Raw genomic sequence first — 26,300 nt, forward strand, 5'->3', positions numbered from 1 at the left:
GCTCCGTTCTGGGATCAAATCAGGCAAGGGCGGTAGCGGGTTGCAGCGGCAGCAGGCGCGTGGCCACGGCATCGCGCACGGCTTCGTCGTGGAAGATGCCGATCAGCGCGCGGCCTTCGGTCAGGGCCTCGCGGATCAGGTCGACCACCACGGTGCGGTTGTCGGCGTCCAGCGAGGCGGTGGGCTCGTCCAGCAGCAGGATCGGGTGGCCGCCGATCAGGCCGCGCGCGATGTTCACGCGCTGCTGCTCGCCACCGGAGAAAGTGGCCGGCGGCAAATCCCACAGCCGGCGCGGCAGGTTCAGCCGTGCCAGCAGCTCTGCCGCGCGGGCACGCGCTTCCTCATGGCTGGCGCCGCGCTGCTGCAGCGGATCGGCCACCACGTCGAGCGCGCCGACGCGGGGAATCGCGCGCAGGAACTGGCTGACATAGCCGATCACGTCGCGGCGCAGCTTCAGCACGCGTTGCTCGGGGGCATGGGTCAGCTCGACCCACGGCTCGCCCTCGGCGCTGGTATCGCGCAGGCGGATGCTGCCTTCGGTGGCCAGGTAGTTGCCGTACAGGCAGCGCAGGAGGGTGCTCTTGCCGGTGCCGGACGGCCCCGACAGCACCAGGCATTCGCCGCGGGCGGCATCGAAATCCATCGCGCGCAGCACCGGCAGGCGGATGCCGCCCTGGTTGTGCAGCGTAAACATCTTGCCGAGGCCGCGAACCTCGACCAGTTTCTGTGGGTATTCTGCGTGCATCGTCGTCAGCCCTGCAGGATGGAAGAGACCAGCAACTGCGTGTACGGGTGCTGCGGGTCGTCGAGGATCTGGTCGGTCAGGCCTTGCTCCACCACGCGGCCGCCCTGCATGACCAGCGTGCGGTGTGCGAGCAGGCGCGCCACGGCCAGGTCGTGCGTGACCAGCACGGCGGCGAGGCCCAGGTCTGCCACCAGGCGGCGCAGCAGATCGAGCAAGCGGGCCTGCACCGACACGTCCAATGACGCCGTGGGCTCGTCCATGAACACCAGGCGCGGGTGCGTGACCAGGTTGCGCGCGATCTGCAAACGCTGCTGCATGCCCCCGGAGAAGGTGCCGGGAACGTCGTCCAAGCGGGCCAGGTCGATTTCCATCTTCTCCAGCCAGTTGCCGGCGAGCTCGCGCAGGTTGCCGTAGTGGCGCTCGCCCACGGCCATCAGGCGCTCGGCGATATTGGCACCGGCGCTGACCTGCATGCGCAGGCCATCGCGCGCATGCTGGCGCACGAAGCCCCAGTCAGTGCGGGCCAGCAGCCGCAAGCGCGCGCTGGACAGCGTGGCCAGGTCGGTCAGGCCTGACTCGCGCATGTCGTAGCTCACGCTGCCGCGCTGCGCCGGCGCCTGCATCGACAAGGCCTGCAGCAGCGTGCTCTTGCCGGAGCCCGATTCGCCCACCACGCACAGCACCTCGCCCGGGTACAGGTCGAGGCTGACGTCATGGCAGCCGTGCAGGCCCTCCCAGGTGCGCGTCAGGTTGCGCACCGATAGCAGCGGAGTGGCGCTCATCGGGCACCTCCGGCAGCGGCCTTGACGGCCTGGGCCGCCTGGCGGTCGGCGCAGTACTCGGTGTCCGAGCACACGAACAGGCGCGTGCCGGCGTTGTCGGTGATGATCTCGTCCAGGTAGCTGTCGGTGGCGCCGCACTGGGCGCAGCAACTGGACCACTTTTCCACCGTGAAGGGATGGTCGGCGAAGTCCAGGCTCCTGACCGCGGTGTACGGCGGCACGGCATAGACGCGCTTCTCGCGCCCGGCGCCGAACAGCATCAGCGCGGGGCTGCGGTCGAGCTTGGGATTGTCGAACTTGGGGATCGGCGACGGCCGCATCATGTAGCGCTGGTTGACGATCACGGGGTAGTCGTAGGTGGTGGCGATATGGCCGTGATGGGCGATGTCCTCATACAGCTTGACGTGCATCGCGCCGTATTCGGCCAGTGCGTGCATGGTGCGAGTCTCGCCCTCGCTCGGTTCCAGCCAGCGCAGCGGCTCGGGGATGGGCACCTGGAACACCATGGTCTGGCCAGCGCGCAGCCGCGTTTCCGGAATCCGGTGACGGGTCTGGATGATGCTGGCCTCGGCAGTGCGCTCGGTGGTCTGCACGCCGGTGACGCGGCCGAAGAAGCGGCGGATATTGATGGCATTGGTGGTGTCGTCCGAGCCCTGGTCGATCACCTTGAGCACGTCATCCTTGCCGATGATGGCGGCCGTCACCTGGATGCCGCCCGTGCCCCAGCCGTAAGGCAGCGGCATCTCGCGGCTGCCGAAGGGCACCTGGTAGCCGGGAATCGCCACGGCCTTGAGCAGCGCGCGGCGCAGCATGCGCTTGGTCGACTCGTCCAGATAGCCGAAGTTGTAGTGGTCGTCGCGGGCAATGCCCGTTGCCATGGTGGTGTCGGCGGTGGTCATGCCAGGGTCTCCTCTTGCGGCTGCGGTTGCGCCTGGACGGTAGCGGTCACGGCGCCATCCTGTTCCGCGCGCAGCCGGCGCAGCAGTTCCAGGTTGGCCTGGAAGTCCACGTAGTGGGGCAGCTTCAGGTGCTGCACGAACCCGGAGGCCTCGACGTTGTCGCTGTGGTACAGCATGAATTCGATATCGTTGGCCGGGGCGTCGGCGGCTTCGCCGAGCTCTTCGGCGCGCATGGCGCGGTCGGCCAGCGCCATCGACATGGCCTTGCGCTCGTTGTAGCCGAACACCAGCCCGTAGCCGCGTGTGAACCGCGGGGCTTCGTCGGCATTGCCGGCGAACTGGCTCACTATCTGGCATTCTGTCAGCTCGATCTCGCCGATAGTGACCGCGAAGCCCAGTTCTTCCACGAACAGTTCGACCTCGGCCGTGCCGTAGCGGATCTCGGCCGCGAACGGGTGCGAGTTGCCGTAGCCGCGCTGGGTGGAATAGCCCATCGACAGCAGGAAACCCTCATCGGCGCGCGCCAGGTTCTGCAGGCGCGCGGCGCGGTTGGCGGGGAAGGCCAGCGGCTCGCGCGTCAGGTCGGGCGGCGTGGGGTCGCCCGCGGGGATCTGGTCGGCTTCGACCAGTTCATCCGCTTCCAGCAGGCCGGTCACGCGCGGCATGCTGGCGGCGAGGGGTTCGGGCGAGGGCGGCAGCGGCTCGGGGTCGCGGCCTGCTTCGAGCGTGAAATCCAGCAGGCGCTGGGTGTAGTCGTAGGTCGGCCCCAGCACCTGGCCGCCCGGCACGTCCTTGAACGTGGACGAGATCCGCCGCTGCAGGCGCATCGAACCCGTATCCACCGGATGGGTGTAGCCGAAGCGTGCCAGCGTGGTTCGATAGGCACGCAGCAGGAAGATTGCCTCGATCTGGTCCCCGGCGGCCTGTTTCAGGGCCAGCGCGGCCAGGTGCGGGTCGTACAGCGAGCCCTCGGCCATGACGCGCGACACCGCCAGCGGCATCTGTTCGCGGATCTGCGCCAGCGTAAGTTCCGGCACCGCGGTATCGCCGCGGCGGTAGGCATCGAGCATCCGGTAGGAATTGAGGATGGCGCGCTCGCCACCTTTGACGGCTACGTACATGTCAGTCCTCCACCAGCGTGGTGCGCGTCAAGGCGCAGAATCGGTCGCCGCTGGCCAGCAGCAGGTCCACGCCGAGCGGGAAGCCGGCGTTGTTGGCGCGCCAGCCGGCGCGGAAGTCCGCGGGCAGGTCGGCCACGCGCAGCACCTGCGTGGTTTCGATGCCGGGGCCGTGCAGCGTGAGGGTGTCGCCATCGGCAAGCGAGGCCACCTCCATCAGCAGCGTGGCCGAGCGGTCGGGGAAGGCCGGGTCGCCTTGCGCGCAGTCCGCCAGTGCCGGCATGGCATATCCGGCGGGCACGCAGACAAAGGCCGCGGCGCCGACATCGTCGGTCAGCGGGCAGCCGCAATGGAAGCGCAGGAACGCGCGCGCCGCGGCCGGCACGCCGGCAGGCAGCCAGACCGGGGTATCGGGATCGGCCAGCGTCAGCAGCAGCGCGGCCAGCGCAGGCGACAGGCCGTCGGGCAGGCCGCTGGCCACGGGCAGCGTTTGCAGCCGGCCCGGATGGGCAAACGCCTGCAGCGCGGCGCGGAAGACCTGCTGGGCGTCGTCGACCGGGTTGTTGAAACCCGGCAGCAGCGAGGCGGCGGGGGTGGACGGGATCGGTTGCATGGCAGTCATCTCAGTCCTCTCCCCGGACCATGGTGAAGAACTCGACGCGGGTCTGGGCGGCAGTGGCCGCTGCGTGTGCGGCGCGCTCCGCCTGCGTGCTTGCCAACGGCGCCAGCACAAGGTCCTGCACGCGCTGGTGCCAGGCCGGGCGCTGCAGCAGCGCGTCCAGCACCGCGGCCTGTTCGGCATGGCGGGCGCTGCGGCCTTGGATATAGGCCACGCCTGCAGCGGCCCCGGCAGCGCCGTCTTCCAGCACGACCGCGCAGCGCGTGACCGTGATTTCCCCCAGGTTGAACTGGGCGCCGGTGCCGCCCGCGCGCGCCCGGACCATGGCCATGCCGGACTCCGGCTTGCGCAGCAGCCTATAGGCCGGCAGGGCTTGCGCCTGGCCAAGCCGCTGGTAAGCGCCGTCGAGCGCGTCGGTGGGCGCCGTCGCCAGGATCCGGAGCCAGGCGGCGCGGGCGGCATGGGCCTGCGCGGTTTCGCTTTGCATCATCACCCCTATACGTCTATACGTTTAGATGTCACTGCTTGAACACGCAGCTACTAGACCACAGGCAGATGAACGTTTCATGACGGGGCGGGGCATTGCTCGGGCACCCGGCCATCGCGGCGCGGTTGAGGCACAATCGCATGGCAATGGTGAACGCTTGATGACAAGAGGGCAGCGCGAGATGTCTGATCGAGAAGTGGAACGGGGTTCCGGCGTGGCGGTATGGCGCCAGATTGGCGAGGCGCTGGCGGACGACATCCGCAAGAAGCTGTACCTGCCCGGCGAACAGCTGCCCCCTGAGCCTGAACTGGCCACGCGCTTCGCGGTCAACCGCCACACCATCCGCCGCGCCATGGGCGAGCTGGAGCTGAGCGGGCTGGTGCGGATCGAGCAGGGCCGCGGCACCTTCGTGCAGGAGCATGCGATCGACTACGCGATCGGGCGCCGCACGCGCTTCTCGCAAAACCTGGCCGCGCAGGGCATGCGCGGGCATACCGAGATCATCGACAGCCAGGTGGTGCGCGCGCCGGAAGTGGCAAAGCAACTGGGCCTGGCGCGCACGGCGGAGATCCTGCACGTGCAGATGATCGGCAAGACCGAAGCGCGCACCATCGACGTTGCCGAGCATTACTTCGACCTCAAGCGCTTCCCGGGTATCGACGAGGTGCTGCGCGCCAGGCAATCCGTGTCGCGCGCGCTGGCGCATTTCGGCATTGCCGACTACACGCGCAAGTGGTCGCGCATCACGGCGGCCATGCCCAGCGCCCCGGTGGCGCGGCTGCTGAACCAGCCGAAGACGCGCCCGGTGCTGCAGGTGGAGGCGCTGAACGTTGATATCGACGGGGCGCCGGTGCAGTACAGCGTGGTGCGCTTTGCCGGGGACTGGGTGCAGCTGACGGTTTCCGACAGTGATTGAGGCGGAGCGCCGTGGCATTGGTCTAGACATCCGGCTGTCATCTGCCTGCGCTAACGTGTCTGCGGTCCAGACCACAAACCAGGGCAGTCGCCGCCGCCGGGCGTTTGGCGCCGCTGGTAACCTTGCCGCATGACCTTGCCAGCGCACCGTTACGCCATCTACCTGGCGCCCTCCGATCCCTTCCGCACATTTGGCAGCCAGTGGCTGGGCCGCGACGCCGATACCGGCACCGCGCTGCCCGCCCCGGCGGGCATGGCGCCGCCGCCCGCGGAATGGGTCCATATCCCGGCTCACTACGGCCTGCATGCCACGCTGAAGCCGCCATTCCGGCTTGCGCAGGGCACCAACGGCCCGATGCTCGACGCCGCTGCACGGGACTTCGTGCGTGGCTGCGAGGCATTCGACGCGCCGCTGGCGCTGCGTGCGCTGCGGGGTTTTGTGGCATGGTGCCTGGCCGATGGCGGATCCCCCCCGATGCAGGCGCTGGCCGATACAAGCGTACTGGCATTCGAGCGCTTCCGCGCTCCGCCCACGGCCGAAGAACTCGGCCGGCGCAAACCGGACCAGTTGAGCGACGAAGAGCGCCGCATGCTCGACGCATGGGGCTACCCGTACGTGTTCGGTACCTTCGTCTTCCATATCACGCTGACTGGCATGCTTGATACTGCCGCCCAGCGCGCCGCCATCGAGCGCCTGGGGGCCGCGAGCGGCAAGTTGCTGCAGGCGCCGCTTCATGTGGACGGAATCAGCGTATTCGTGCAGCCGGCGCCGGGCGACGACTTTATCGTTGCTCGCCACTACGGTTTCAATGGCAACACCATCGATGGCGCCGGCGCGGCGTACCTGGACGCATGAACGCACATGGCGCGGCCGACGGACACGGCCTGTTCTACCTGATGGGGCCGTCCGGCAGCGGCAAGGACTCGCTGCTGCGCGCGTTGCGCGAGCGCCTCGGGCCGGACGACCGCATCGTCATCGCGCATCGCTATATCACCCGCGAGGCCGATGCCAACGAGGCCTCCGTTGCGCTCACCCCCGATGAATTCCGGCGCCGCCAGGCGCTCGGATGCCTGGCGCTGGACTGGCACAGCCACGGGCTGCATTACGGCATCGGCATCGAGATCGAGCAGTGGCTGGCCAGGGGCCTGACCGTGATCGTCAATGGCTCGCGCGAGTACCTGCCGCAAGCCGTGGCGCGCTACCCGAAGCTGTGCGCCGTGCATGTGCGCGTGCGCCCGGAGGTGCTGGCCACCCGGCTGCGCCAGCGTGGCCGCGAGTCGGAAGAAGCGATTGCCCGGCGCCTGGCGCGCGCGGCGCAGGCATTCACCGTGCCGGCTGGGTGCCGCCTGGTCGAGTTCGACAATAGCGGCGCCCTGGAAAGCGCGGCGGATGCGTTCGCGCGGTTGGTTGGGGCTACTTCCGATAGCGCAACATTAAGCTGATAAGCCCGTGCCGAAGCGAAGCCTACGGCACGGCCTTGCCATCAGATTTCGATGCTGAAGCTGATGCCGTGCTCGGTGAACCCGAGCCGGCGATAGAACTGGTGGGCCTGCAGGCGCCGCGCGTTGGACGACAGCGCCAGCTTGGCCGCACCAGCCTCACGGGCCAGGCGCATGGCTTCGCGCATCATCGCCTTGCCGACGCCCATGCCGCGCGCGGACGGCGCCACCACCACTGCCTCAACAATCGCCTCGGGACGCCCGTCGTGGACCATCACGGGGAATACCAGCAGGCTGAAGGTGCCCAGCGGCACCTCGTCCTCGTCCACCATCATGTAGCAGCGGTAGTCCGGATAGCGGCGCATGGTAGCGTAGCGCTCGCGCATGGTGGCCAGCGGCAGCGGCGTTTCGTCGTCCATCGCGGCCAGCAGCGCGGACAGGTGCCGCAGTTCCGAGTCGGAACCGCGCACTTCACGCAGGGTAAGTACAGCTTCAGCCATGGTGTTCATGCGCCAGTCCGCGCGCAACGCGCGGCCATGTCCAGATAGTGCGCCAGCGGCGGCGTGGCCAGGTCGACCACCTTGGCCAGGTCGTCGTAGCGGCGCAGGCGCACCGCGGCGGCGGCGTGGCGGCTCGCGGCGAACGCATCGGCCTGGGCGGCGCTGTACGGGCCGCCTTGCAGCGCCAGGCTTTGCATGGAAGCGGGCGACAGCGTGCCGGAATACGCGGGATCGACGGCGCACAGGTAGCGTTTGGCCGCCACGTGCAGGCGCACGGGTTCGGTCACTTCATCGCCGAACAGCCCGGCCAGCGCATCGGCGGCGGCCTCCTGGTGGCGCATGTCGGTGGTGGTGCTTTCGGCCAGCAGCAGGTGGCCAACGTCATGGAGCAGGGCCGCGACGATTAGTGGCTCGGGCTCGCCGGCCTGCTCGGCCAGTTGCGCGCATTGCAGCGCGTGCTCGGTCTGGCTGATGGCTTCGCCGCCGTACCAGGCATTGCCATGGTCGGCAAACAGCGTTTCGATGTGGGACAGGTTCAGCATGATGTCAGACCAGTACCTTGCGGATTTGTGCGGAGATGATGTCGATGGCCGAGACGAACAGGATGATGATGATCATCACGGCGCAGGTCTGCCCGTACTGGAAGCTGCGGATGATCTCCCACAGCACGGTGCCGATGCCGCCGGCGCCGACGATGCCCACCACCGAGGCCGAGCGCACGTTGGACTCGAAGCGGTACAGCGCGAACGACAGCCACAGCGGCAGCACCTGCGGAATCACGCCATAGACGATCTCCTCGATCGGGCCGGCGCCGGTGGCGCGCACGCCTTCCACCGGGCGCGGGTCGATGGCCTCGACGGCTTCGGCGAACAGCTTGGCCAGCACCCCGGTGGTGTGGATCCAGATCGCCAGCACGCCGGCAAACGGTCCCAGGCCTACGGCCACGATGAACAGCATGGCGAACACCATCTCATTGATGGCGCGGCAGGCGTCCATGATGCGGCGTGCGGGCTGGTAGGCCCACGCCGGGACGATATTGGCCGAGCACAGCAGGCCCAGCGGCACCGCCATCACCACGGCCAGGGCGGTGCCCCACAGCGCGATCTGCACGGTGACGAGCATCTCGTCCAGGTAGTGCCGCCAGTCGCGGAAGTCGGGCGGGAAGAAATCGGCGGCAAATTTTGCCATGTTATCCGAGTCGCGCAGCAGGTCCAGCGGGCGCATGTCGGCGCCTTGCCAGGACAGGGCGAGCATGGCCAGCAGGACTGCCCAGGTCAGCATCACGGCAAGGGAAGTGCGCGGCGGGCGCACGTTACTTCGGGGTGTGGGAGGCAGGCCGGGCCTGGCGGTGACAGTCATGGGGCAATCCGGAATCAAGCGGGGGAACGAAGGCGATGCGAGGCCGGCGGCGGGGTGCCACCGGCCTCGTCGGGGTGGGGCTTATTGCGTGCTGGTGGCGTTGCCGGCGGCCTTGTCCAGCTCAGCCAGGCGGCGGCTCACTTCGGCCAGCCGTTTTTCCTTGTCGGCAGCGGCCAGGGTGGTGTCCGATTCGATCTTCGCCTTCTCGCGGGCCAGCTCGATCTGGCGGATCGGCACCAGTTGCGCATCGCTGGCGGTGCGGAAGCCCTGGTAGGTCAGGGTGGCCAGCACCTGCTTTTCACGCGCGGCCTCGGCACCCTTGCCGTAGTTGACGAAGAAGGCCTGGATCTTCTTCTTCATCTCCGGCGGCAGGTCCTTGCGATAGACCATCGGATCGGCCGGGATCAGCGGCGACTTCCACAGCACCCGCACCTGGTCATAGGCGTTCTTGCCGGTGTTGATGCGATAGCGCTCCATGTTCTCGGTGTTGTTCACCGCCACATCCACCTGCTTGTTCAGCACCGACAGCAGGTTGGTCTCGTGGTTGCCGATGCGCACGGCCTTGAACAGCGTCTTCGGCTCGACCTTGTTGGCAGTCCACAGGTAGAAGCCCGGCACGGCCGTGCCAGAGGTGGAATTGGGGTCGCCGGCGCCGTAGCTGAGATCCTTGCCGCGCTTGATCACGTCTTCGACGCTCTTCAGGTCGCTGTCCTTGTTGACGATCAGCACCGACCAGTAGCCCGGGTTGCCGTCCTTGTCGATCACCGATGCAAAGACTTCGCCGCTGGCACGGTCCACGGCCTCCATGGCCGACTTGTTGCCGAACCAGGCGATCTGCACCTTGTTGAAGCGCATGCCTTCGATGATGCCGGCATAGTCGGACGCAAAGAAGGGCTTGACGGGTACACCCAGCGTCTTGCTGAGATCGTCGATCAGCGGCTGCCAGGCAGACTTCAGGTTCGATGACGATTCAGTCGAGATAAAGCCGATGTTCAGGCTCTTGGCATCCTGCGCAAAGGCGGGCAGGGCGACCACGCCCGAGGCCACGACGGCGAGAAAGGTTCTGCGAAGCATGGACAACTCCGGTGGGAAGCGGTTTGGGTGGAAAGCGGTCTGGACAGGCTGCCGTTCAGGCGGCCGCCAGGTTCATCGTGACCATCGCCGGTGCCGGCATGGCCGTAGTGGATACGTCTTCGTCGGGCACGGAATCGTGCAGCAGCTCGTCGGCTTCGGTACCGTAGAGATCGCGCAGCATGCCGGGCGTGAGCGCGGCAGAGGGTCCGTCATAGACCACCTTGCCGTGGCGCAGCGCCACCACGCGGGGGCAGTAGCGCATCGCCACATCCACCTGGTGCAGCGACACCAGCACCGCGACCTTGCGCGTGCGGTTGATCTGCCTGAGCAGCGACATCACCCGACGCGACGATTCCGGGTCGAGCGAGGCGATCGGCTCGTCGGCCAGGATCACGCTGGCGTTCTGCACCAGCGTGCGGGCGATGGCGGCGCGCTGCTGCTGGCCGCCCGACAGCGTCGAGGCCCGTTGAAACGCATAGTCGTCTATACCAACTTGTGCAAGCACATCGAGCCCGCCCTGGACTTCATCGGCCGTGAAGATGCGCAGCAGGCTGCGCCACTTGGGCACGCGGGCCAGCATGCCGACCAGCACGTTGGTGATGACCGGAAGACGGCCCACCAGGTTGAACTGCTGGAACACAAACCCGATCTCGCCACGCACCTTGCGCACGTTGCGGGCGAGGCGGCCGTTGCGCTGCACATGGCGGCCGTTGACGAGGATTTCGCCGGCGCCGGCATCGCCCGTGATGAATCCGGCAACGTGGCGCAACAGCGTGGACTTGCCCGATCCCGATGCACCCAGCAGGGCGACCATCTCGCCTGGCGCGATGTGCAGCGTGACATCGTCAAGCGCCTTGCGGTCCGCGCGGAACGATTTGGAAAGCCCGCGGACTTCAATTGCGTGCGTCATGTCCACTCCCTGACTTGAATGACCTGCGCATTCTGGCCGGGGCGGATGACAGAACGATGACTTGAGCGGAAGGGGGCTGAAAGCAGTCGGCAGCGCCGGCAGCCGTGCTGGCCGCCGGCGCCGGTGGGTCAGGTGCGCGTGATCGAGACGCCGCCATCCACCAGCGACGCCGTGCCGGTGACGAAAGCCGAATCGTCCGATGCCAGGTACAACACCGAGCGCGCCAGTTCTTCCGGCGTTGCCACGCGCTTGAGCGCATGCAGGTTGGTGATGAACGCCTGCGACTCCGCGGTGTCGTTCATGGTGCGATACATGTCCGTGTCCACGGCGCCTGGCAGGATCGCATTGACGCGGATGCCCTGCGGCCCATACTCGGCCGCCAGCGCCTGCGTCAGGCCGATCAGGCCGGACTTGCTTGCCGCATACGCGGCCACGCCGGGAAAGGCGACGGTGTAGCCAACGAAGGTCGATGTGAAGATCACCGAACCGCCGCCATCCTTCAGCATCTGTGCAAGCTGGTGCTTGGCGCCGAGGAACGCGCCGGTGAGATTGATGGCAAGGGTGTCGTTCCAGCCCTCCGCCGAAACCCCGGTGCTGGGCCCGCCCTCGCCGAGCGTGCCGGCGTTGTTGAAGGCGATATCCAGGCGGCCATAGCGCTCGACCGCCAGCGCCACCAGCGCGCTGGCGTATTCCTCGCGCCGCACATCGCCGGCGAGCGCCACCGCGTCGCCGCCGGCGTCACTGATCTGCGCCACCAGGCTGTCCAGTTCGGACTGGCGGCGGGCACCGACTACCACCCTGGCGCCTTCGGCGGCAAACAGCAAGGCAGTGGCGCGGCCAATGCCGGCACTGGCGCCGGTAATGATGGCAACTTTTCCAGACAAACGTCCCATGATCGATCTCCGGTCTGGCGCGCGGGGCAACTTGCTGGTCGACGGCGCCGGTTTTGCGGGTAGGGCAGCAGGAACCGTCCCGCTGCCTCGTGAAACCAGTATGGGTACCGCGCGCGGTTCGCACTAGACTGAAGATCGCGGAACAACTTTCCGGATATGCCGAACAATGTTCAAGCTAGAAGGTGTCGCCAGCTTTGTCGCCGTGGTGGAGGCAGGCTCCATCAGCGAGGCCGCGAGGCGGCTCAACTTGTCCAAGTCCGTGGTCAGCGAACGCCTGGCCGAGCTTGAAAAGGCGATGGGTGCCAACCTGCTGCGCCGGACCACGCGGCGGCTGTCGCTGACCGAGGACGGCGCCGCCTTCCTGGAGCGGGCCGCGCGCATCCTGCATGAAGTGGAGGCGGCGGCAACCGATGTTGCCGAGCGGCGCGGCACTCTGGCCGGGTCGTTGCGGATTTCCGCGCCGGTCACATTTGGCCGGATGCACCTGGGGCCTGCCATCTATCCGTTCCTGGCCCGGCATCCAGAACTGGAGCTGAGCCTGGACCTGGACGACCGGCGCGTGGACGCGGCCACGGACAGTTATGACGCCGTGGTGCGGCACGGCCCGCTGGGGAACTCGCGCCTGGTGGCATGGCAGCTTGCCCCCAGCCACCGCCTCCTGGTCGCATCCCCGGATTACCTCGCGCAGATGGGCACGCCGGCTACGCTGGCGGAGCTGCAGCAGCACCGTGGCATCTTCTACGCCAACCGCGGCGCGGCTGACTGGCGCCTGCAAGGCCCGGACGGCACCGAGATCGCCCGTGCCGCCGTTGCGCTGCGCGTCAACAACGGCGACATGATGCGCGATGCCGCCATCGCGGGAGTCGGCATCGCGTTGTTGCCGACCTTTATTGCCGGCGATGCCATCCGGCAGGGTGCGCTGGCAGTGATCGATGTCGGCCTGCGGGCCGAGCCGGAATCCATCTATATCGCCCACCCGGAAGGCCGGCGGGTGTCGGCGCGGCTGCGCGCGTTTGCGGAGTGCGTGCGCACGGCCATCGGGAGTCCGCCGTACTGGGACGCATGGGCGCAGGCACGCGGGGAGGGCGCGGGAACCTGATGCCGGCTGCTGGCCGGGTCCCATGAGCGCCATGTGGCGACCCCGCAAGCCCGGAAGATTGCCGCCCGCGTGGCGCGGCCTGTATTCTAGTGCTCTGCCCGGCGCCCCGTTTCCGCAAGGAGGCAGGGCGCCATGCGCTTTACATCGAGCCGGCCATACAGGAACCCCATGCAGGAACCCGAACTGGATGAAATCAATATCCGGATCCTCGAGGCGTTGCAGCGCGACGCCAGCCTGACCAACGTCGAGCTGGCCGCGCGCGTCAACCTCTCGCCGTCGCCCTGCCTGGCGCGCGTGCGCGCGCTGGAGCAGCGCGGGATCATCCGGCAGCGCGTGACGCTGCTCGATCCGCAGAAGCTTGGCCTCAACGTCAACGTCTTTATCCACGTGTCGCTGGAGCGGCAGGCGCGTGAGGGGCTCGATGCCTTCGAGCGCGCCGTGCGCGCGCTGCCCAACGTGATGGAGTGCTACCTGATGACGGGCGATGCCGACTACCTGATCCGCGCCGTGGTGGCCGACGTCCAGGCCGTGGAGCGGCTGATCGTCGACGAGATCACGCGCATCCCCGGCGTCGCCAACATCCGCAGCAGCTTCGCACTCAAGCAAGTGATGTACGACACAGCGTTGCCGCTGCGCAATCCGCGCTAACCGGGCAATGCGCCCCCCCGGCGTCCGGCGTGGGATACGCCGCAGCCTCAGCATTCTCGCGTAGCCCGGACGGTGAACGGCAGTGGATTGTGCTGCCATCTGCCGAATGGGCAGTCAACTTCAGCATCTCATGCGGGAGGGCACTCCATAGAATGGGACAAAACCCATTGGAGACTTCCCCATGACCGACCTTGGCTCCCCACACGCCCGGCTGCTCGCCCAAGCCATGCCCGAGGGCGACAACGATCCGCAGGAGACGCGCGAATGGCTGGACGCGCTCGAGGCGGTGGTGGCGCAATGCGGGCAGGAGCGCGCGCGCTTCCTGCTCAGCCGGCTGCTCGATGCCGCGCCCGCGCTGGGTGTGTCGACCACGGCGCAAAGCAACACGCCTTACCTGAACACCATCCCGGTCGAGCGCCAGCCCCCTTATCCGGGCGATCTGGCGATGGAAGCGCGCATCACCGGCATCGTGCGCTGGAATGCCCTTGCCATGGTGGTGCGCGCCAACCAGGCCTACGGTGAGCTGGGTGGGCATATCTCCAGCTATGCCTCGGCGGCGGACCTGTTCGAGGTCGGCTTCAACCACTTCTTCCAGGGCGCCGATGCCGGCAACGGCGGCGACCTGGTCTACTTCCAGCCGCACTCGGCACCGGGCGTGTACGCACGCGCCTTCCTGGAAGGGCGCCTGTCCGAAGCCCAGCTCGACAACTTCCGCCGCGAGGCGGGCGGGCAGGGCCTGTGCTCGTATCCGCACCCCTGGCTGATGCCGGACTTCTGGCAATTCCCGACCGGTTCGATGGGGCTGGGCCCAATCCAGTCGGTCTACCAGGCGCGCTTCATGCGCTACCTGGAGCACCGGGGGCTGCAGGCCACTTCGGGCCGGCACGTGTGGGGCGTGTTCGGCGACGGCGAGATGGACGAGCCCGAATCGATCGCCGCGCTGCCGCTGGCGGCGCGCGAGAAACTCGACAACCTGACCTTTGTCATCAACTGCAACCTGCAGCGCCTGGACGGGCCGGTGCGCGGCAACGGCCAGATCGTGCAGGAGCTGGAAGCGCTGTTCCGCGGCGCCGGCTGGAACGTGATCAAGGTGCTGTGGGGCAGCGCCTGGGACCCGATCTTCGCGCGCGATCACTCCGGCGCGTTGCTGCGCGCCTTCGCCTCGACCATGGACGGCCAGTTCCAGACCTACAAGGCCAAGGACGGCCACTACGGGCGCGAGCATTTCTTCGGCCAGAACGAAGCGCTGAAGGCGCTGGTCGCCCATATGACGCCGGAAGAGGTGGCCGCGCTGAACCGCGGCGGGCACGACCTGCGCAAGCTCCATGCGGCCTTTGCCGCGGCACGCGCGCACAAGGGGCAGCCCACCGTGATCCTGGCCAAGACCATCAAGGGCTATGGCATGGGCAATGCCGGCCAGGCGCAGAACACCACGCACCAGCAGAAGAAGCTGGATCTCGAGGCGCTGAAGGTGTTCCGCAGCCGCTTCGGCCTGGACTTGTCCGACGAGGACCTGGAATCGATGCGCTTCTACCGCCCTGCCGAGGACAGCGCCGAGCTGCGCTACCTGCGCGAGCGCCGCCAGGCCCTGGGCGGCTACCTGCCGGCGCGTCGGCGCCAGGCCGACGCCGTGCCGGTGCCGCCGCTGGCGAAATACGGCCAGTTCGCCGTGGACGCTGGCCAGAAGGAAATGTCGACCACCATGGCGATGGTGCGCATGCTGACTGGTCTGCTCAAGGACAAGACACTCGGCCCGCGCGTGGTGCCCATCGTCGCCGACGAGGCGCGCACCTTTGGCATGGCCAGCCTGTTCCGCCAGGTCGGCATCTATTCGTCGCAGGGCCAGTTGTACGAGCCCGAGGACGCCGGCTCGATGCTGTACTACCGCGAGGACATCCGCGGCCAGATCCTGGAAGAGGGCATCACCGAGGCCGGTGCGATGTCGTCGTGGATTGCCGCGGGCACTGCCTACAGCACCCATGGCACGGCCATGCTGCCGCTCTATATCTACTACTCGATGTTCGGCTTCCAGCGCATCGGCGACCTGATCTGGGCCGCCGGCGACCAGCGTGCGCGCGGCTTCCTGGTGGGCGCCACGGCCGGCCGCACCACGCTGTCGGGCGAAGGGCTGCAGCACCAGGACGGCACCAGCCACATCATTGCCGCCACCATCCCCAACTGCCGTGCCTATGACCCGGCCTATGCCTATGAACTCGCGGTGATCGTCGACGCGGGCATGCGCGCGATGATGGAGCGCCAGGAGGACGTGTTCTATTACCTGACCGTGATGAACGAGAACTACGCCCAGCCGTCGATGCCGGCCGGCGTGGAGCGCGACATCGTGCGCGGCATGTACCGGCTTGCGCAGGTGGCAGGGGGCGGGCGCGCCAGGGTGCGGCTGCTCGGCAGCGGCACCATCCTGCGCGAGGTGGAGGCCGCGGCGCGGATGCTGGCCGAGGACTGGCAGGTCGACAGCGAGGTGTTCAGCGTCACCAGCTTCTCCGAGCTGGAGCGCGAGGCGCGCGAGACCGCGCGCCAACGCCTGCATCATCCGCAGGACAGCATCGCCCCCAGCCATGTGGAAGCGCTGCTGGCCGGCGACGCCCCGGTGGTGGCGGCCACCGACTACGTGCGCGCCTATCCGCAGCTGATTGCGCCCTATGTGCCGGCCCCCTTCACGGTGCTGGGCACCGACGGCTATGGCCGCAGCGACAACCGGCCGTCGCTGCGCCGCTTCTTCGAGGTCGATCGCGCCTATGTCTGCGTGGCGGCGCTGCGCGCGCTTGCGGCGCAGGGCACGGTGCCGGCGTCGGTGGTGGCCGAGGCGATCGCGCGCTACGGCATCGACACGGACAAGCCTGCGCCGTCCTCGCTCTGATATCGTCCGGTTCGCCCTGCAGGCCCGGCGGGGCGAACCGGTGCGGGACTCCACATGCTCCGGCTGCGGCTGTTAAGCTTCATCCCTCTGCAGCCGTTCCAGGTGCGCGCCCGTGCCGCCATGGACCGGCGCCGCGCCCCAGCATGATCGCAAAGCGTCAGATTTGACGTCCTCGTCCTCCCCTGCCTAAAGGCAGGGGATTCCCACACCTGGCGATGCACGTCCGCATCGGAGAATGTTTAACGCAGCATTGGTATCACGGTCATGCACGACACCACATCTACTGCAGGTCCACTCTCTTATTCGCAGTCCTGCGATACCTTTCGGCCGCGTCGTGCTGTCCTTCGAACCGCACGCCGAACAGGACTGGGTAGAACCGCTTTCGTTCACTTCCTCAAACGTGGCTCCGTGCGCAATCGCTTTGTAGCGGAGCTTGTCCCGGAAGGACGACCAGGATGCGTCGTAGACGCTCTTCGCCATCTTGGTTTTGGCGAGTTTCAAAGCCGACACGTTGCCGACCGCGATGTAATCGAAGCGCCGGACGAGCTCGAGCGCAAGCTTGTGCTGGAAGTCGGCGCGGGCATTCGCCACCTTGGCATGCAGCTTGGCAATATGCCGCTTGTGCTTTCGCGCACGCTGCGCCTTCGCCAGTCGTTCGGCGGCATGCCGGCCAAACCGGTCATTGGGGAGCTTCTCGCCGGTCGAAAGCGTCGCGAAGTCCTTCAAACCAAGATCGATGCCGACGCCAGTTTGAATCGGGCGTGCCGGCATATCAGCAACTTCTATCACGATGTTGAGAAACCAGTTCCCGCGCGAATCCTGCGCAAAGTTGCTGCCGTCCCTGACCTTGCCTTCGGGCAACAGGCGACTATTGAAAACGCGGAAGGTATGCCCGGCAAAGCGAAACGCCTCGCCCTCTCGTTTCAAATCGCGGCCCTTCATGGGCACCCATCCAAGGCTCTTCCTACCGCGGTATCGCAAGTAAGGACGGCGATGCTGGCTGCGCGATTTCGCGTACTGCTCGCATTTCGCGTTGACCGTGCCGGAATGGATGCCGAGTTCCTTGCTGCTGCCCGTGGTCAGCACGTTCAGATCGAACCCGCTCGGCCACGTCTTCCCCCATTTGAGCGCGTGCTTCTGCGTGTCATTGCAGAAGTTCCAGACGTAGTTCACCGCGCGGCTCTGCTTGTTGAGCAGGCCGTTGAGCGACTTCACCCGGTAGCGGTAGACACGAATCATGCCGCTCATTCTAACGTGGGAATGCCGCCTCTCGGCGGCGCTCCTTTCCCCCCCCGCCTTGAATGGCGAGGTTTCTCGGAGCAAATCTGATGAAACGGATTCCTGTTGCCCGCATCGCCACCTTCGCCATGGCTTGCAGCCTCTTCGCAGCCAATGCCAGTGCCGCCGACAGTGTCAGGCAGCGCCAGGTCGAACGCGCTGTGAACGATGCCATCCGCCCCCTGATGGCGGCGCACGGCGTCCCCGGCATGGCCGTTGCCGTCACGGCCGGCGGCAAGCGCTATGTCTTCAACTACGGCGTCGCGTCGAAGGCGGGCGGGCGCAAGGTCGATGGCGACACGCTCTTCGAGATCGGCTCGGTCAGCAAGACTTTCACCGCGACGCTTGCGTCCTATGGACAGGCCCGCGGCGCCCTGTCTCTGGCCGACCCTGCCGGGAAATACCTGCCGGCGCTCGCGGGAAGCAGCCTGGGCGCGACCAGCCTGCTCGATCTTGGCACCTATGCAGCCGGCGGGCTGCCGCTGCAGTTTCCGGATGCAGTCACCGATACCAGGTCGATGGTCGACTATTTCCGGGGCTGGCGCCCCAGATATGCCGCCGGCACCCATCGCCAGTATTCGAATCCCAGCATCGGCTTGTTCGGCTACCTGGCTGCCAGCAGCATGGGCCAGCCCTTCGATGACCTGATGGAGAAGACGCTGTTCCCGGCGCTGGGCCTGGCCCACACCTACATCAGGGTGCCGAAAGCGCGCATGGGCGACTATGCCTATGGCTATTCGAAAGACGGCAAGCCGGTCCGGGTGGCGCCCGGCGTGCTGGATGCCGAAGCCTACGGCGTGAAAACCACGGCGGCTGACATGATCCGCTTCGTCGAAGCCAACATCGACAGCGCCGGCCTGGACGACAAGCTGCGGCGTGCCATTGCCGGGACGCACACCGGATACTTCAAGGTCGGAGACATGGTGCAGGGGCTGGGCTGGGAAATGTACGCCTGGCCCACCCGGGTCGACAGCGTGCTGGCCGGCAGTTCACCGCAGGTCGTGCTCGAGGCGAACCCGGTGAGCCGGCTGGAGCCGCCGCTGTCATCGCCCGCCGATGTGCTGGTCAACAAGACCGGTTCGACCAATGGCTTTGGCGCCTACGTGGTCTTTGTGCCGGCGAAGCGGATTGGCATCGTGATGCTGGCGAACAAGAACTTCCCGGTGCCGGAGCGGGTAAAGGCAGCGTTTTGGATACTGGCGGTACTGGACGGTGTGCCAGCAGGGGCCGGCAGCAGGTAAGGGGAGGGCACGCCCTTCATCAAGGCGACACGTTGCCCAGGCAAGCTGCCTGGACCGCTCTTGCCGGTTGATCCGGCAAGGCATCGTCGCCCTGATTCTTATCCGATGAAGTCCACTCATGCTTGAACGCCGCCGTTTCCTTGCATCCACCTCCGCGGCCATTGCGGCCCCGATCGCCACCACCATCCTGAGCGCCTGCGGGGACGGTAATGCCGCCGACGCACCTGCCGCGATCTCCGATACGGAACTGCAGCGCCAGATGAACGCGCGCCTGGCGGTTCAGCTTAAAGACACCGCAGCTGCGGAGCAGATCTCGCCCCACGTGCTGGACTTTGCGCTCACCTGGCAGCCTCCGACCATCGCGGTATCCCGGCTGAACCGCATCGTGGCGTACGGGTTCGGCAACCGGCCGAACGCGCAAAGCGGCAACACGCCGACCAATGGCGGGAACCAGGCCGCACTGCCGGACCCGGGCCCCGTCAATGAAAAGCTCGCCGACACCGTCCATGCCATCTATCAGCAGCACCCGGTAAAGGTCTACGCGCAGTGGGAGATTGCGCGCTTCCTGAAGTCCAAGTACGGCCTGACCGATATGGTATCGATCGAGCCGGTGACCAATCCGGATGGCAGCATCACCTACCTGAGCACCGATGGCGTTGCCGCAAAGGTGGTGGAACTCGAACAGAACAATGCCGCCGGCATGGGGGTAGTGGGGGTCATTGGCTTCCGTGACCACGTCAAGCGCTGCGTGCTGACCTCGCGCGACCGCGGCATGAATGCCTTTGCCCCGGAAGGTGTGGAAATGCCTGGCGAATACGACGCGCAATCGGGCCAGTCCTGGACGCGTCGGCGCGACCTCTACCTGCTGCACGACATGTCCGCCCAGGTGCAGAGGCTGCGCGCCATGGCTATCGCGGCGGCGTACCCCAACGGCTAGCGCGCAAAAATATCCGGTTCTCCATGGAATAGTTCACGCGCCCCGCGTGTATACGCAGGTAATCCCCCGGCCGCCGGTGAACGCCAGGCCCGGAAAACAGGAGACCCTGCAATGCAACGGAGAACCCCACGCAATGGCGTCGGCACTGCGGCACGCATCGTGCCGGCGCTGTTCCTATGGGCTGCAAGCTTTGCCGCGCCAGCCCAGGATGCCCACCGGCATCACCAAACCACCCCGGGGCAGGCACCGCCGCCCTTTGTCGCCAGCACCGCAAAGCCGTTTTCCGGCCTGATGGGTGACGCCATGGCCGTGATGGATCACGGCATGGCGCAGGCAGTCATGAACGGCATCCCCGACCACGACTTTGTCACCATGATGATTCCGCACCACCAGGGCGCGATCGACATGGCCAAGGCGCTGCTGCTGTATGGCAAGGACCCGGAGCTGCGCAATCTTGCCCAGGGCATCATCACCGAGCAGCAAAATGAGATCCGCCTGATGCAAGCCTGGCTCCAGCGCAGCCAGGCCAGGACACCTGGCGCCGCCAATCCTCGCTAACCCACGGACATACACCGCCCGCATCAGGACCGACTCATGAAAAGACATGCCCTTATCCTTGCCGTGGCCGCGCCTCTCGCAGTCGCCGCGCCGCAGCCACAGGATCGCGTTTATACCGCTGACCAGAACAGCAACACCGTTTCAGTGATCAATCCGGTGAGCAACACCTTGCTTGGGCAGATCCGCCTCGGCAACGCGCGGCCGGACGTGCTGTCGCCGCTATACAAGGGCGAGCTCAATGTCCATGGTCTTGGCTTCTCGCCTGACCATCGGACCCTGATCGCGATCTCGAACGGCTCGAATTCCGTCGCGTTCATCGATACCGCAACCAACAAAGTCAAGGGCATTGCCTATATCGGCCGCTCACCGCATGAGGGCTTCTTTACCGCGGATGGAAAAGAGGTGTGGGTAGTCGTCCGCGGCGAAGACTATATCTCCGTCATCAACCCGGTGACGTTCCGTGAAACCCGCCGCATCCAGACCACGGCAGGGCCGGGCATGGTGCTGTTCCATCCTGCCGGCAAGCTCGCCTTCGTAGTCTCCAGCTTCAACCCCGTGGTGGATGTCATCGATGTCAAGGCACACAAGGTGGTCAAGCGGCTCAATGTCACCAGCCCGTTTTCACCGTTCCTGCAGTTCACGCCGGACTTCCGCGAGGTGTGGATGACGCACAAGGACGTGGGCAAGGTTACCCGCATCGACACCGAAAAACTGGAAGTGAAGGGCGTCTTCGACACCGGCTTCATCACCAATCACCTTGCCTTTGCCAGGACTGCGCGCGGCACGTTCGCCTATGTGACAGTGGGCGGCGAAAACGTGGTCAAGGTATTCACAACCGAGGCCGAACCGCGGCTGGCCGCGACCATTCCGGTCGGCGCGCTGCCGCACGGCATCTGGGCTGCCGACGACAGTTCACGCATCTATGTCGGCCTGGAAAACGGCGACGCCGTGGACGTGATCGACACCGCAACGAACCAGGTCATGAGCCGCGTGCCGGTGGGCCAGGCGCCGCAGGCACTGGTCTATGTCTCCAACGCCGTGCCAGGCGGCGAAGGGACCGCGAACCTTGTGCCGAGAGCGAACAGCGATCCGGTCAACATCGCCCTCAGGCCGGTCAATGGCGATGCCAAGGGCTTTGTGGTTGCGCGCAATCTTGGTGTTGTCGACGCGTTGGAAGTATCCCTGTTCAAGCTGAAGCCGCAAACCACCTACAGCGTCTATGTCGCAGGACAGGCCACGCCCGTGGCAAGCTTCCGCACCAATGCGGCCGGCATGGCCAATGGCACCGCCATTGGCCCGCTGCGCGAAGTCGTGACGACGCTTTCGCCAAAGAGCGCCACCCCAGCGAAGCTGATCGTCATGGAGGGCGATGCGGCGGCGGATCCGGCTAGGGCGGTGTTGGTGAGCGTGCCGTGAGCTGAGCGACCTGGGTTGGCGGATCCCCGGCTAGAGCGCCAGGATCCATCCGCCCAGCGCCGTGCCGGCCACCACCAGCACGGGTGACACGCGGCCGTAGACGAGCAGGCCGAAGGCCGCCAGCGCCAGGCCGAAATCCGCCTTCGAGTGAATCGCGCTGGTCCATACGGGGTCGTACAGCGCGGCGACCAAGACGCCAACAACAGAGGCATTGATGCCACCCATCGCGCTCTGCACCCCATCGCGCTGGCGCAGGCTTTCCCAGAATGGCAATGCGCCCGCCACCAGCAGAAACGCCGGCGCAAAGATCGCGAGAAGCAGTACCAGCGCGCCCACCCATCCACCCAATGGCGCGGGGGAGAGCGCCCCGAGGTACGCGGCAAAGGTGAACAGGGGGCCCGGAACAGCTTGTGCTGCACCGTAGCCCGCCAGGAATGCATCATTGCCGATCCAGCCAGGGGGCACCACGCCAGCCTGCAGCAGCGGCAGCACGACATGTCCACCCCCGAAAACCAGCGCTCCGGCCTGGTAGAAGACCGACACGGCCGACACCGCCATGGAACCGGTCACAGCGGCAAGGGCCGGGAGCAGCACCAGCAGCACGCCGAACAGCGCGAGAAGCAGAACGCCGACCCGGCGACTCACACCGTAGTTGAGATGCTGGGCAGGAGGCAGATGGTTCAGCTGCAAGGTCCAGCGCGCAACCAGGCCACCCAGCACAATGGCAGCAATCTGGCCCACCGCACCTGGCACCGCGAGGACCAGAAGCGCGGCCGCGACCGCGATGCCCGCGCGCAGCCGGTCCGGACACAGCGACCTGGCCATGCCCCATACCGCCTGTGCGACAACTGCCACGGCCGCCACCTTCAGGCCGTGGACTGCCCCGGAATCCGCTACGCCGGACCAGCGCGCAACGCCAAAGGCAAACAGGACAAGTGCAATCGCAGAGGGCAGGGTAAAGCCCGCCCAGGCGGCCAGCGCGCCAAGCCAGCCCGCCCGCTGCAGCCCCAGCGCCATGCCAACCTGGCTGCTGGCGGGCCCCGGCAGGAATTGACATAGCGCGACCAGGTCCGAGTAGCTCTTGTCGTCCAGCCAGCGGCGGCGCTCCACGAATTCGGTGCGGAAGTAACCCAGGTGCGCGATCGGGCCGCCGAATGAAGTCAGGCCAAGTTTCAGGAACGCCCGAAGAACCTCTGGAACCGTGCCACGTGTTGCGGCGTCAGCGGCGCGGTTTGTGTCCTGAGCGGGGCTGGGGGGCATCGGCGGTGTTCTCGGTTAAGGTTTCATCGACCAGTTCCGCGAGCCGTGGGCGCAAAGCCCCCAGTGCCTGCCGGCCCTTGTATAACGAATTTCGATATTGTATCGAGACTACCTCGGGGTGGCATCGGCAAGCCCGAAGGCTTGAAGGGCAACCTGTCGGGCTTCTGGTCGCGCCGCACCGACGACACGAACCGCCTGGTCTATGCGGCGGATGATGAAGGCTGCGCATTGTCAGCTGCTGCTACCACGACGGCGACAAGTAAGCTGACCACTTGCGCGTCAGGCGGGAAGCCAGAAGGCCCTGAGTGCCGCAACAGCAATGGGTGCCGCGTTTCGCCTCCTGACCGCCTTCGCCCGCCTCATCCCTTGCCATAGTACCGGCTGAGGTAGTCCACGATCTGAGGGATGTCTTCGTCCTTGATGGGGGCGCCGAACGCCTTGACCATCTTGTTCACCGTGGCGGTCCAGCCGTTGCGATCGAGGAAGACCGAGTTCATCGGGATGTAGTCGATGCTATGGCAGCTGATGCAGTTGGCCATGACCTTGTCCTTGCCGGCACCGTCCTTGATCCTGATGCTCGCCTCATCGGCCAGCGCATTGCCCGTCACCAGGATGAGGCTGAGCAGCATGGCTTTCATGGCATCTCCCTCACACGATTTCGACTTCGACCCGCTGGACCACATTGTGGTGATAGCCCGCGGGATTGTGGATCAGCTCGAACGTCTGGGTGGCGCCGGCGCGGTTGATGGCCCTGGCCATGACGGCAAGCTTGCCGCTCTTGCCGGGCGTGAACCGCAGGCTGAAGAGCCGGAAGGCGTAGCGCCCATGCTCCGGCCCAAGCTCGCTTGCTTGCCAGCTTCGCCCGCCGTCGGTCGAAACTTCCACGCGATAGATGCCGTAACCGCCGTCCCAGGCGATCCCCTTCACCTCCAGCACCGTGCCGCGCCGTATGCGCTGGCCCGGCAGCGGATTCGTCAGCAGCGAGTTCACCACCATCTCAGTGATTGGCATGTTGACGTCGGTTTCCTGGCTGACAAAGCGGTCGACCTGCGGAAACTTGCCCTTGGGGATGCGATAGGCGGGGTTCATCCAGAACCCGGACAGGGGCTTGGCCAGCGCATTGATCGAGACGATGTGCTTGACCCAGTACGTCGCGGTCCAGCCGGGCACGACGATGCGAGCAGGGTAGCCGTTCCAGTGCGGCAGCGGGGCGCCATTCATTTCCCAGGCGATCAGGGCGCTTTCCTCCATCGCCTTCCATGCCGGTATGCTCTTGACGAAGTCCGGCGTCTGCGCGATCACGGGTCTGTCCGCGCCGTCGAAGGCAATCTCCACGGCGTCCTTGCCGATCCCGGCCTTGGCTAGTACGTCCCTGAGCCTTGCGCCGCGCCATTTTGCATTGCCCATCGCGCCTGGCCCCCATTCCACGCCCGGCACGTGAGGCTGGAACAGGCCCCGCCGGTTGCCTGAGCACTGGCAAACCGCCGCCACCTCGAACGGCTCGAAGTCCTTCTTCAGTTGGGAAAGCGTCAGCTCGAACGGACTTGTGGCCGCCTCTCCGCCAATTCGCAGCCGCCAGTCGGCCTCGTTCACCTCGGGAATGGAAGCGAGGTGATAGCGCACGAAGAATGCATTGTTGGGGGTGAAGGCCTCACCGAAATATGCCAGTGGCGTTTCGTAGTTCGGTGGCCGGTAAGTCCGCTTGATGAGTGGCAGCTTGCCCGGCAGCGCGTCCAGCACCGCTGATTCCCGCGCGCCTTCAGGCAGTTCGGGCGTCATGTCTGCGACCGCCGCGAAAAGCGGTGCCGGCAGCAATGGCCCAGTGCCGGCGGCCAGCAGTCCGGCTCCGCGCTTGAGAAACGCTCTGCGTGTGGTCATGTCGCCCCCGTCCGAGGTCCACATGACATCACTCTAGTGCATGCCGCGCCATTGGCCCAGCAAGCGGCGGTCTGGCACCAAGCTCATCCTGGGGCGCGGAAGAGAGGCTCTCTCGCAGGCCAGCGTCGGGCCGAAGTCGGGAAGCTTGACGGCTTTCCGTCCGTCCGAGACCGGAGCCCGTCATGTCAGCAGGAGCCATTACCATGACGGTGCGGCAGATCGACCGGCTCAAGGTCGTTCAAGCGCTGGCAGATGGCTATCTCAAGCGCCTGCCACACTCGGACATTTGAACTTAGCCAGAACCGGACATTCTGGTTTGGCCCTTACAATCACGTTGCGCATAATAAGTGTTATGTCAAATCATCGTTGCCGCATTCCACATGCAACCGCGACCCCTATGTCTACGCCCCGCCACCAGTGACCAATGCCGAAACGCGCCCTCCCGATGCGTAAACTATCCTCTGGGCAGGATGAGGATGTTCCTATCGATACGAAGGAGCAGCAACGAGTACTTCAGCGAATCCCACAAATCGGTGTTTAGGATTCCAATGGCAGGCCATCGACAACGCGATACGCTAGAACGGCAGTCCTCCGCCCGGCAGCATCAGCGGAAGGCATGCTTTCTCAGAACCAGGAGCGCATCACGTCAATTGGACTCTTATGACCTTGGCAAGTCACAGGCGGCGCACGGCGACGTCAAGGCGAATATCAAGAAGGCGGAGTAACAGGATATGGAGAGGGCGAGCACCCAACCCATCGCACCGCGGCCGGGATGGCAAAGGCGGCCAGCCGATTGGCCGCCTTTGACCGCTTCGGCTGTTCCTCGTTACATGCCGGCATCAGGAGACACCCATGCTGGAGACGATGCTGGATCAGTTCCCTCCCCTTGAGCAGGAAGCTTTCCGCGAGACCTGTCTGCGTAACGGGGTCGCACCCGACGGATTTACCGTAACAGCCGTTGAAGACGCTGCAGGCGCTGTGCCGGCACGCGGGCGCACCGTCTCGGTAGGCTTCGGGAGAGAAATCCGCCAATACGACGGAAACCAGGGTGCGCAATGGACTGTCGATTTCGAGGACGACCTGAGATCGCGCGTGTTCGGCTGAGCTTTGCTTCTCTGCGCCACCGTTGCGCCCGGTACGCCAGCGGCTGCCATGTAACCACAAACAGCCGCCGCCAGATCAACCCCAATCACACAGGCCCATCATGAACTTCATTACCAGCGCCGGCCCGCTAATCTCGTTGATTGCCGGCATCCTTATTCTTGTCATTCCGCGGCTGCTTAACTATATCGTCGCCATTTACCTCATTGTCATCGGCCTGCTCGGGCTGTTTGGCGGGCACCTGCGCTGAGCGGCGGCGGGGCCG

At 66.1% G+C, this 26,300-nt stretch carries 28 protein-coding genes and 1 pseudogene; 13 read left to right on the forward strand and 16 right to left on the reverse strand.

From position 1 onward, the window contains the following. Positions 1-19: 19 nt before the first annotated feature. Genes phnL through phnG form a run of 6 tightly spaced genes read right to left on the reverse strand, consistent with a single transcriptional unit; the run spans position 20 to position 4,653 of the window. Positions 20-745 carry a phosphonate C-P lyase system protein PhnL gene (gene phnL / locus KB879_RS11175; protein WP_013952914.1) on the reverse strand — a complete coding sequence of 242 codons (726 nt, stop codon included), beginning with the start codon at positions 743-745 and terminating at the stop codon, positions 20-22. Positions 746-750: 5 nt separating this feature from the next. After that, the gene (gene phnK, locus KB879_RS11180) at positions 751-1,527 is read right to left on the reverse strand and encodes a phosphonate C-P lyase system protein PhnK (RefSeq protein WP_211981305.1); all 777 of its coding nucleotides are present in this window, start codon (positions 1,525-1,527) and stop codon (positions 751-753) included. Continuing rightward, positions 1,524-2,426, reverse strand: a complete 903-nt coding sequence (locus KB879_RS11185; protein ID WP_211981307.1) for an alpha-D-ribose 1-methylphosphonate 5-phosphate C-P-lyase PhnJ — start codon at positions 2,424-2,426, stop codon at positions 1,524-1,526. The genes phnK and KB879_RS11185 overlap by 4 nt, the downstream gene beginning before the upstream one ends. Continuing rightward, entirely contained in the window at positions 2,423-3,547 is a 1,125-nt protein-coding gene (locus KB879_RS11190) for a carbon-phosphorus lyase complex subunit PhnI (RefSeq protein ID WP_211981309.1), read from the reverse strand. Before KB879_RS11190 ends, KB879_RS11185 begins: the two co-directional genes overlap by 4 nt. 1 nt (position 3,548) lies before the next feature. After that, entirely contained in the window at positions 3,549-4,166 is a 618-nt protein-coding gene (gene phnH, locus KB879_RS11195) for a phosphonate C-P lyase system protein PhnH (protein ID WP_013952918.1), read from the reverse strand. 1 nt (position 4,167) lies between these two features. After that, the gene (gene phnG / locus KB879_RS11200; protein WP_153956203.1) at positions 4,168-4,653 is read right to left on the reverse strand and encodes a phosphonate C-P lyase system protein PhnG; all 486 of its coding nucleotides are present in this window, start codon (positions 4,651-4,653) and stop codon (positions 4,168-4,170) included. A gap of 178 nt (positions 4,654-4,831) precedes the next feature. Between phnG and phnF the strand changes: the two genes are divergently transcribed. From phnF to phnN, 3 genes are all read left to right on the forward strand, one after another. Next, positions 4,832-5,566: a phosphonate metabolism transcriptional regulator PhnF gene (gene phnF, locus KB879_RS11205; protein ID WP_041228631.1), complete on the forward strand. Its 735-nt coding sequence runs from the start codon at positions 4,832-4,834 to the stop codon at positions 5,564-5,566. A gap of 129 nt (positions 5,567-5,695) precedes the next feature. Then, the gene (locus KB879_RS11210) at positions 5,696-6,421 is read left to right on the forward strand and encodes a DUF1045 domain-containing protein (RefSeq protein WP_153956201.1); all 726 of its coding nucleotides are present in this window, start codon (positions 5,696-5,698) and stop codon (positions 6,419-6,421) included. Further along, on the forward strand, positions 6,418-7,008 hold the full coding sequence (phnN, locus tag KB879_RS11215; protein WP_013952922.1) for a phosphonate metabolism protein/1,5-bisphosphokinase (PRPP-forming) PhnN: 591 nt from the start codon (positions 6,418-6,420) through the stop codon (positions 7,006-7,008). Before KB879_RS11210 ends, phnN begins: the two co-directional genes overlap by 4 nt. A 41-nt stretch (positions 7,009-7,049) precedes the next feature. Here the strand turns inward: phnN and KB879_RS11220 are convergent, their stop codons facing one another. The 6 genes from KB879_RS11220 to KB879_RS11245 all read right to left on the reverse strand — a co-directional run bounded on the left by KB879_RS11220 (position 7,050) and on the right by KB879_RS11245 (position 11,741). Then, entirely contained in the window at positions 7,050-7,514 is a 465-nt protein-coding gene (locus KB879_RS11220; protein ID WP_228772686.1) for a GNAT family N-acetyltransferase, read from the reverse strand. Beyond that, positions 7,511-8,047, reverse strand: a complete 537-nt coding sequence (locus KB879_RS11225; protein ID WP_211981311.1) for a phosphonate degradation HD-domain oxygenase — start codon at positions 8,045-8,047, stop codon at positions 7,511-7,513. Before KB879_RS11225 ends, KB879_RS11220 begins: the two co-directional genes overlap by 4 nt. Before the next feature lie 4 nt (positions 8,048-8,051). Next, positions 8,052-8,864: a phosphonate ABC transporter, permease protein PhnE gene (gene phnE, locus KB879_RS11230; RefSeq protein WP_013952925.1), complete on the reverse strand. Its 813-nt coding sequence runs from the start codon at positions 8,862-8,864 to the stop codon at positions 8,052-8,054. A gap of 81 nt (positions 8,865-8,945) precedes the next feature. Further along, complete coding sequence (phnD, locus tag KB879_RS11235) at positions 8,946-9,938, reverse strand: phosphonate ABC transporter substrate-binding protein (protein WP_013952926.1); 993 nt, start codon at positions 9,936-9,938, stop codon at positions 8,946-8,948. Between the two features lie 55 nt (positions 9,939-9,993). Beyond that, positions 9,994-10,848: a phosphonate ABC transporter ATP-binding protein gene (gene phnC, locus KB879_RS11240; protein WP_013952927.1), complete on the reverse strand. Its 855-nt coding sequence runs from the start codon at positions 10,846-10,848 to the stop codon at positions 9,994-9,996. A 128-nt stretch (positions 10,849-10,976) separates the two neighbouring features. After that, positions 10,977-11,741, reverse strand: coding sequence for an SDR family oxidoreductase (locus KB879_RS11245; RefSeq protein WP_153956199.1), 765 nt, complete (start codon positions 11,739-11,741; stop codon positions 10,977-10,979). Between the two features lie 166 nt (positions 11,742-11,907). Here KB879_RS11245 and KB879_RS11250 point away from each other — a divergent pair, with 166 nt between their 5' ends. From KB879_RS11250 to mdeB, 3 genes are all read left to right on the forward strand, one after another. Beyond that, a complete protein-coding gene (locus KB879_RS11250) occupies positions 11,908-12,840 on the forward strand; it encodes a LysR family transcriptional regulator (protein WP_153956198.1) in 933 nt (310 codons plus the stop codon). Between the two features lie 168 nt (positions 12,841-13,008). After that, positions 13,009-13,488 (forward strand): Lrp/AsnC family transcriptional regulator, encoded by a 480-nt coding sequence (locus tag KB879_RS11255; RefSeq protein WP_010809356.1) that lies wholly within the window; start codon positions 13,009-13,011, stop codon positions 13,486-13,488. A gap of 181 nt (positions 13,489-13,669) precedes the next feature. After that, positions 13,670-16,366 (forward strand): alpha-ketoglutarate dehydrogenase, encoded by a 2,697-nt coding sequence (gene mdeB / locus KB879_RS11260; protein ID WP_211981313.1) that lies wholly within the window; start codon positions 13,670-13,672, stop codon positions 16,364-16,366. Between the two features lie 186 nt (positions 16,367-16,552). Here the strand turns inward: mdeB and KB879_RS11265 are convergent, their stop codons facing one another. Further along, the gene (locus KB879_RS11265) at positions 16,553-17,605 is read right to left on the reverse strand and encodes an RNA-guided endonuclease TnpB family protein (RefSeq protein ID WP_211981316.1); all 1,053 of its coding nucleotides are present in this window, start codon (positions 17,603-17,605) and stop codon (positions 16,553-16,555) included. Between the two features lie 89 nt (positions 17,606-17,694). On the opposite strand from KB879_RS11265, the gene ampC reads away from it, so the two are divergent. From ampC to KB879_RS11285, 4 genes are all read left to right on the forward strand, one after another. Continuing rightward, on the forward strand, positions 17,695-18,885 hold the full coding sequence (gene ampC / locus KB879_RS11270) for a class C beta-lactamase (protein WP_211981318.1): 1,191 nt from the start codon (positions 17,695-17,697) through the stop codon (positions 18,883-18,885). A gap of 118 nt (positions 18,886-19,003) precedes the next feature. Beyond that, a complete protein-coding gene (locus KB879_RS11275; RefSeq protein ID WP_013952933.1) occupies positions 19,004-19,822 on the forward strand; it encodes a hypothetical protein in 819 nt (272 codons plus the stop codon). Positions 19,823-19,933: 111 nt separating this feature from the next. Beyond that, entirely contained in the window at positions 19,934-20,380 is a 447-nt protein-coding gene (locus KB879_RS11280; RefSeq protein ID WP_153956799.1) for a DUF305 domain-containing protein, read from the forward strand. A 36-nt stretch (positions 20,381-20,416) separates the two neighbouring features. After that, positions 20,417-21,796 carry a YncE family protein gene (locus KB879_RS11285; protein ID WP_153956798.1) on the forward strand — a complete coding sequence of 460 codons (1,380 nt, stop codon included), beginning with the start codon at positions 20,417-20,419 and terminating at the stop codon, positions 21,794-21,796. Positions 21,797-21,826: 30 nt separating this feature from the next. Here KB879_RS11285 and chrA read toward each other — a convergent pair whose 3' ends face one another. Further along, entirely contained in the window at positions 21,827-23,056 is a 1,230-nt protein-coding gene (gene chrA / locus KB879_RS11290) for a chromate efflux transporter (RefSeq protein WP_211981319.1), read from the reverse strand. Positions 23,057-23,161: 105 nt separating this feature from the next. Between chrA and KB879_RS11295 the strand changes: the two are divergent. Continuing rightward, positions 23,162-23,319, forward strand: a pseudogene (locus KB879_RS11295) (type II toxin-antitoxin system YoeB family toxin); the annotation flags it as partial. Between the two features lie 96 nt (positions 23,320-23,415). Here KB879_RS11295 and KB879_RS11300 read toward each other — a convergent pair. Continuing rightward, on the reverse strand, positions 23,416-23,694 hold the full coding sequence (locus KB879_RS11300; RefSeq protein ID WP_013952938.1) for a cytochrome c: 279 nt from the start codon (positions 23,692-23,694) through the stop codon (positions 23,416-23,418). A gap of 10 nt (positions 23,695-23,704) precedes the next feature. Further along, positions 23,705-24,934, reverse strand: coding sequence for a molybdopterin-dependent oxidoreductase (locus KB879_RS11305; protein WP_153956796.1), 1,230 nt, complete (start codon positions 24,932-24,934; stop codon positions 23,705-23,707). Positions 24,935-25,786: 852 nt separating this feature from the next. Between KB879_RS11305 and KB879_RS11310 the strand changes: the two genes are divergently transcribed. Together KB879_RS11310 and KB879_RS11315 are read left to right on the forward strand one after the other, a co-directional pair. Continuing rightward, entirely contained in the window at positions 25,787-26,038 is a 252-nt protein-coding gene (locus KB879_RS11310; RefSeq protein WP_211981321.1) for a hypothetical protein, read from the forward strand. A 100-nt stretch (positions 26,039-26,138) separates the two neighbouring features. Further along, the gene (locus KB879_RS11315; RefSeq protein WP_078196252.1) at positions 26,139-26,285 is read left to right on the forward strand and encodes a DUF3096 domain-containing protein; all 147 of its coding nucleotides are present in this window, start codon (positions 26,139-26,141) and stop codon (positions 26,283-26,285) included. Positions 26,286-26,300 lie beyond the last annotated feature (15 nt).

The organism is Cupriavidus sp. KK10 (genome assembly GCF_018223725.1).
GTDB lineage: Bacteria > Pseudomonadota > Gammaproteobacteria > Burkholderiales > Burkholderiaceae > Cupriavidus > Cupriavidus necator.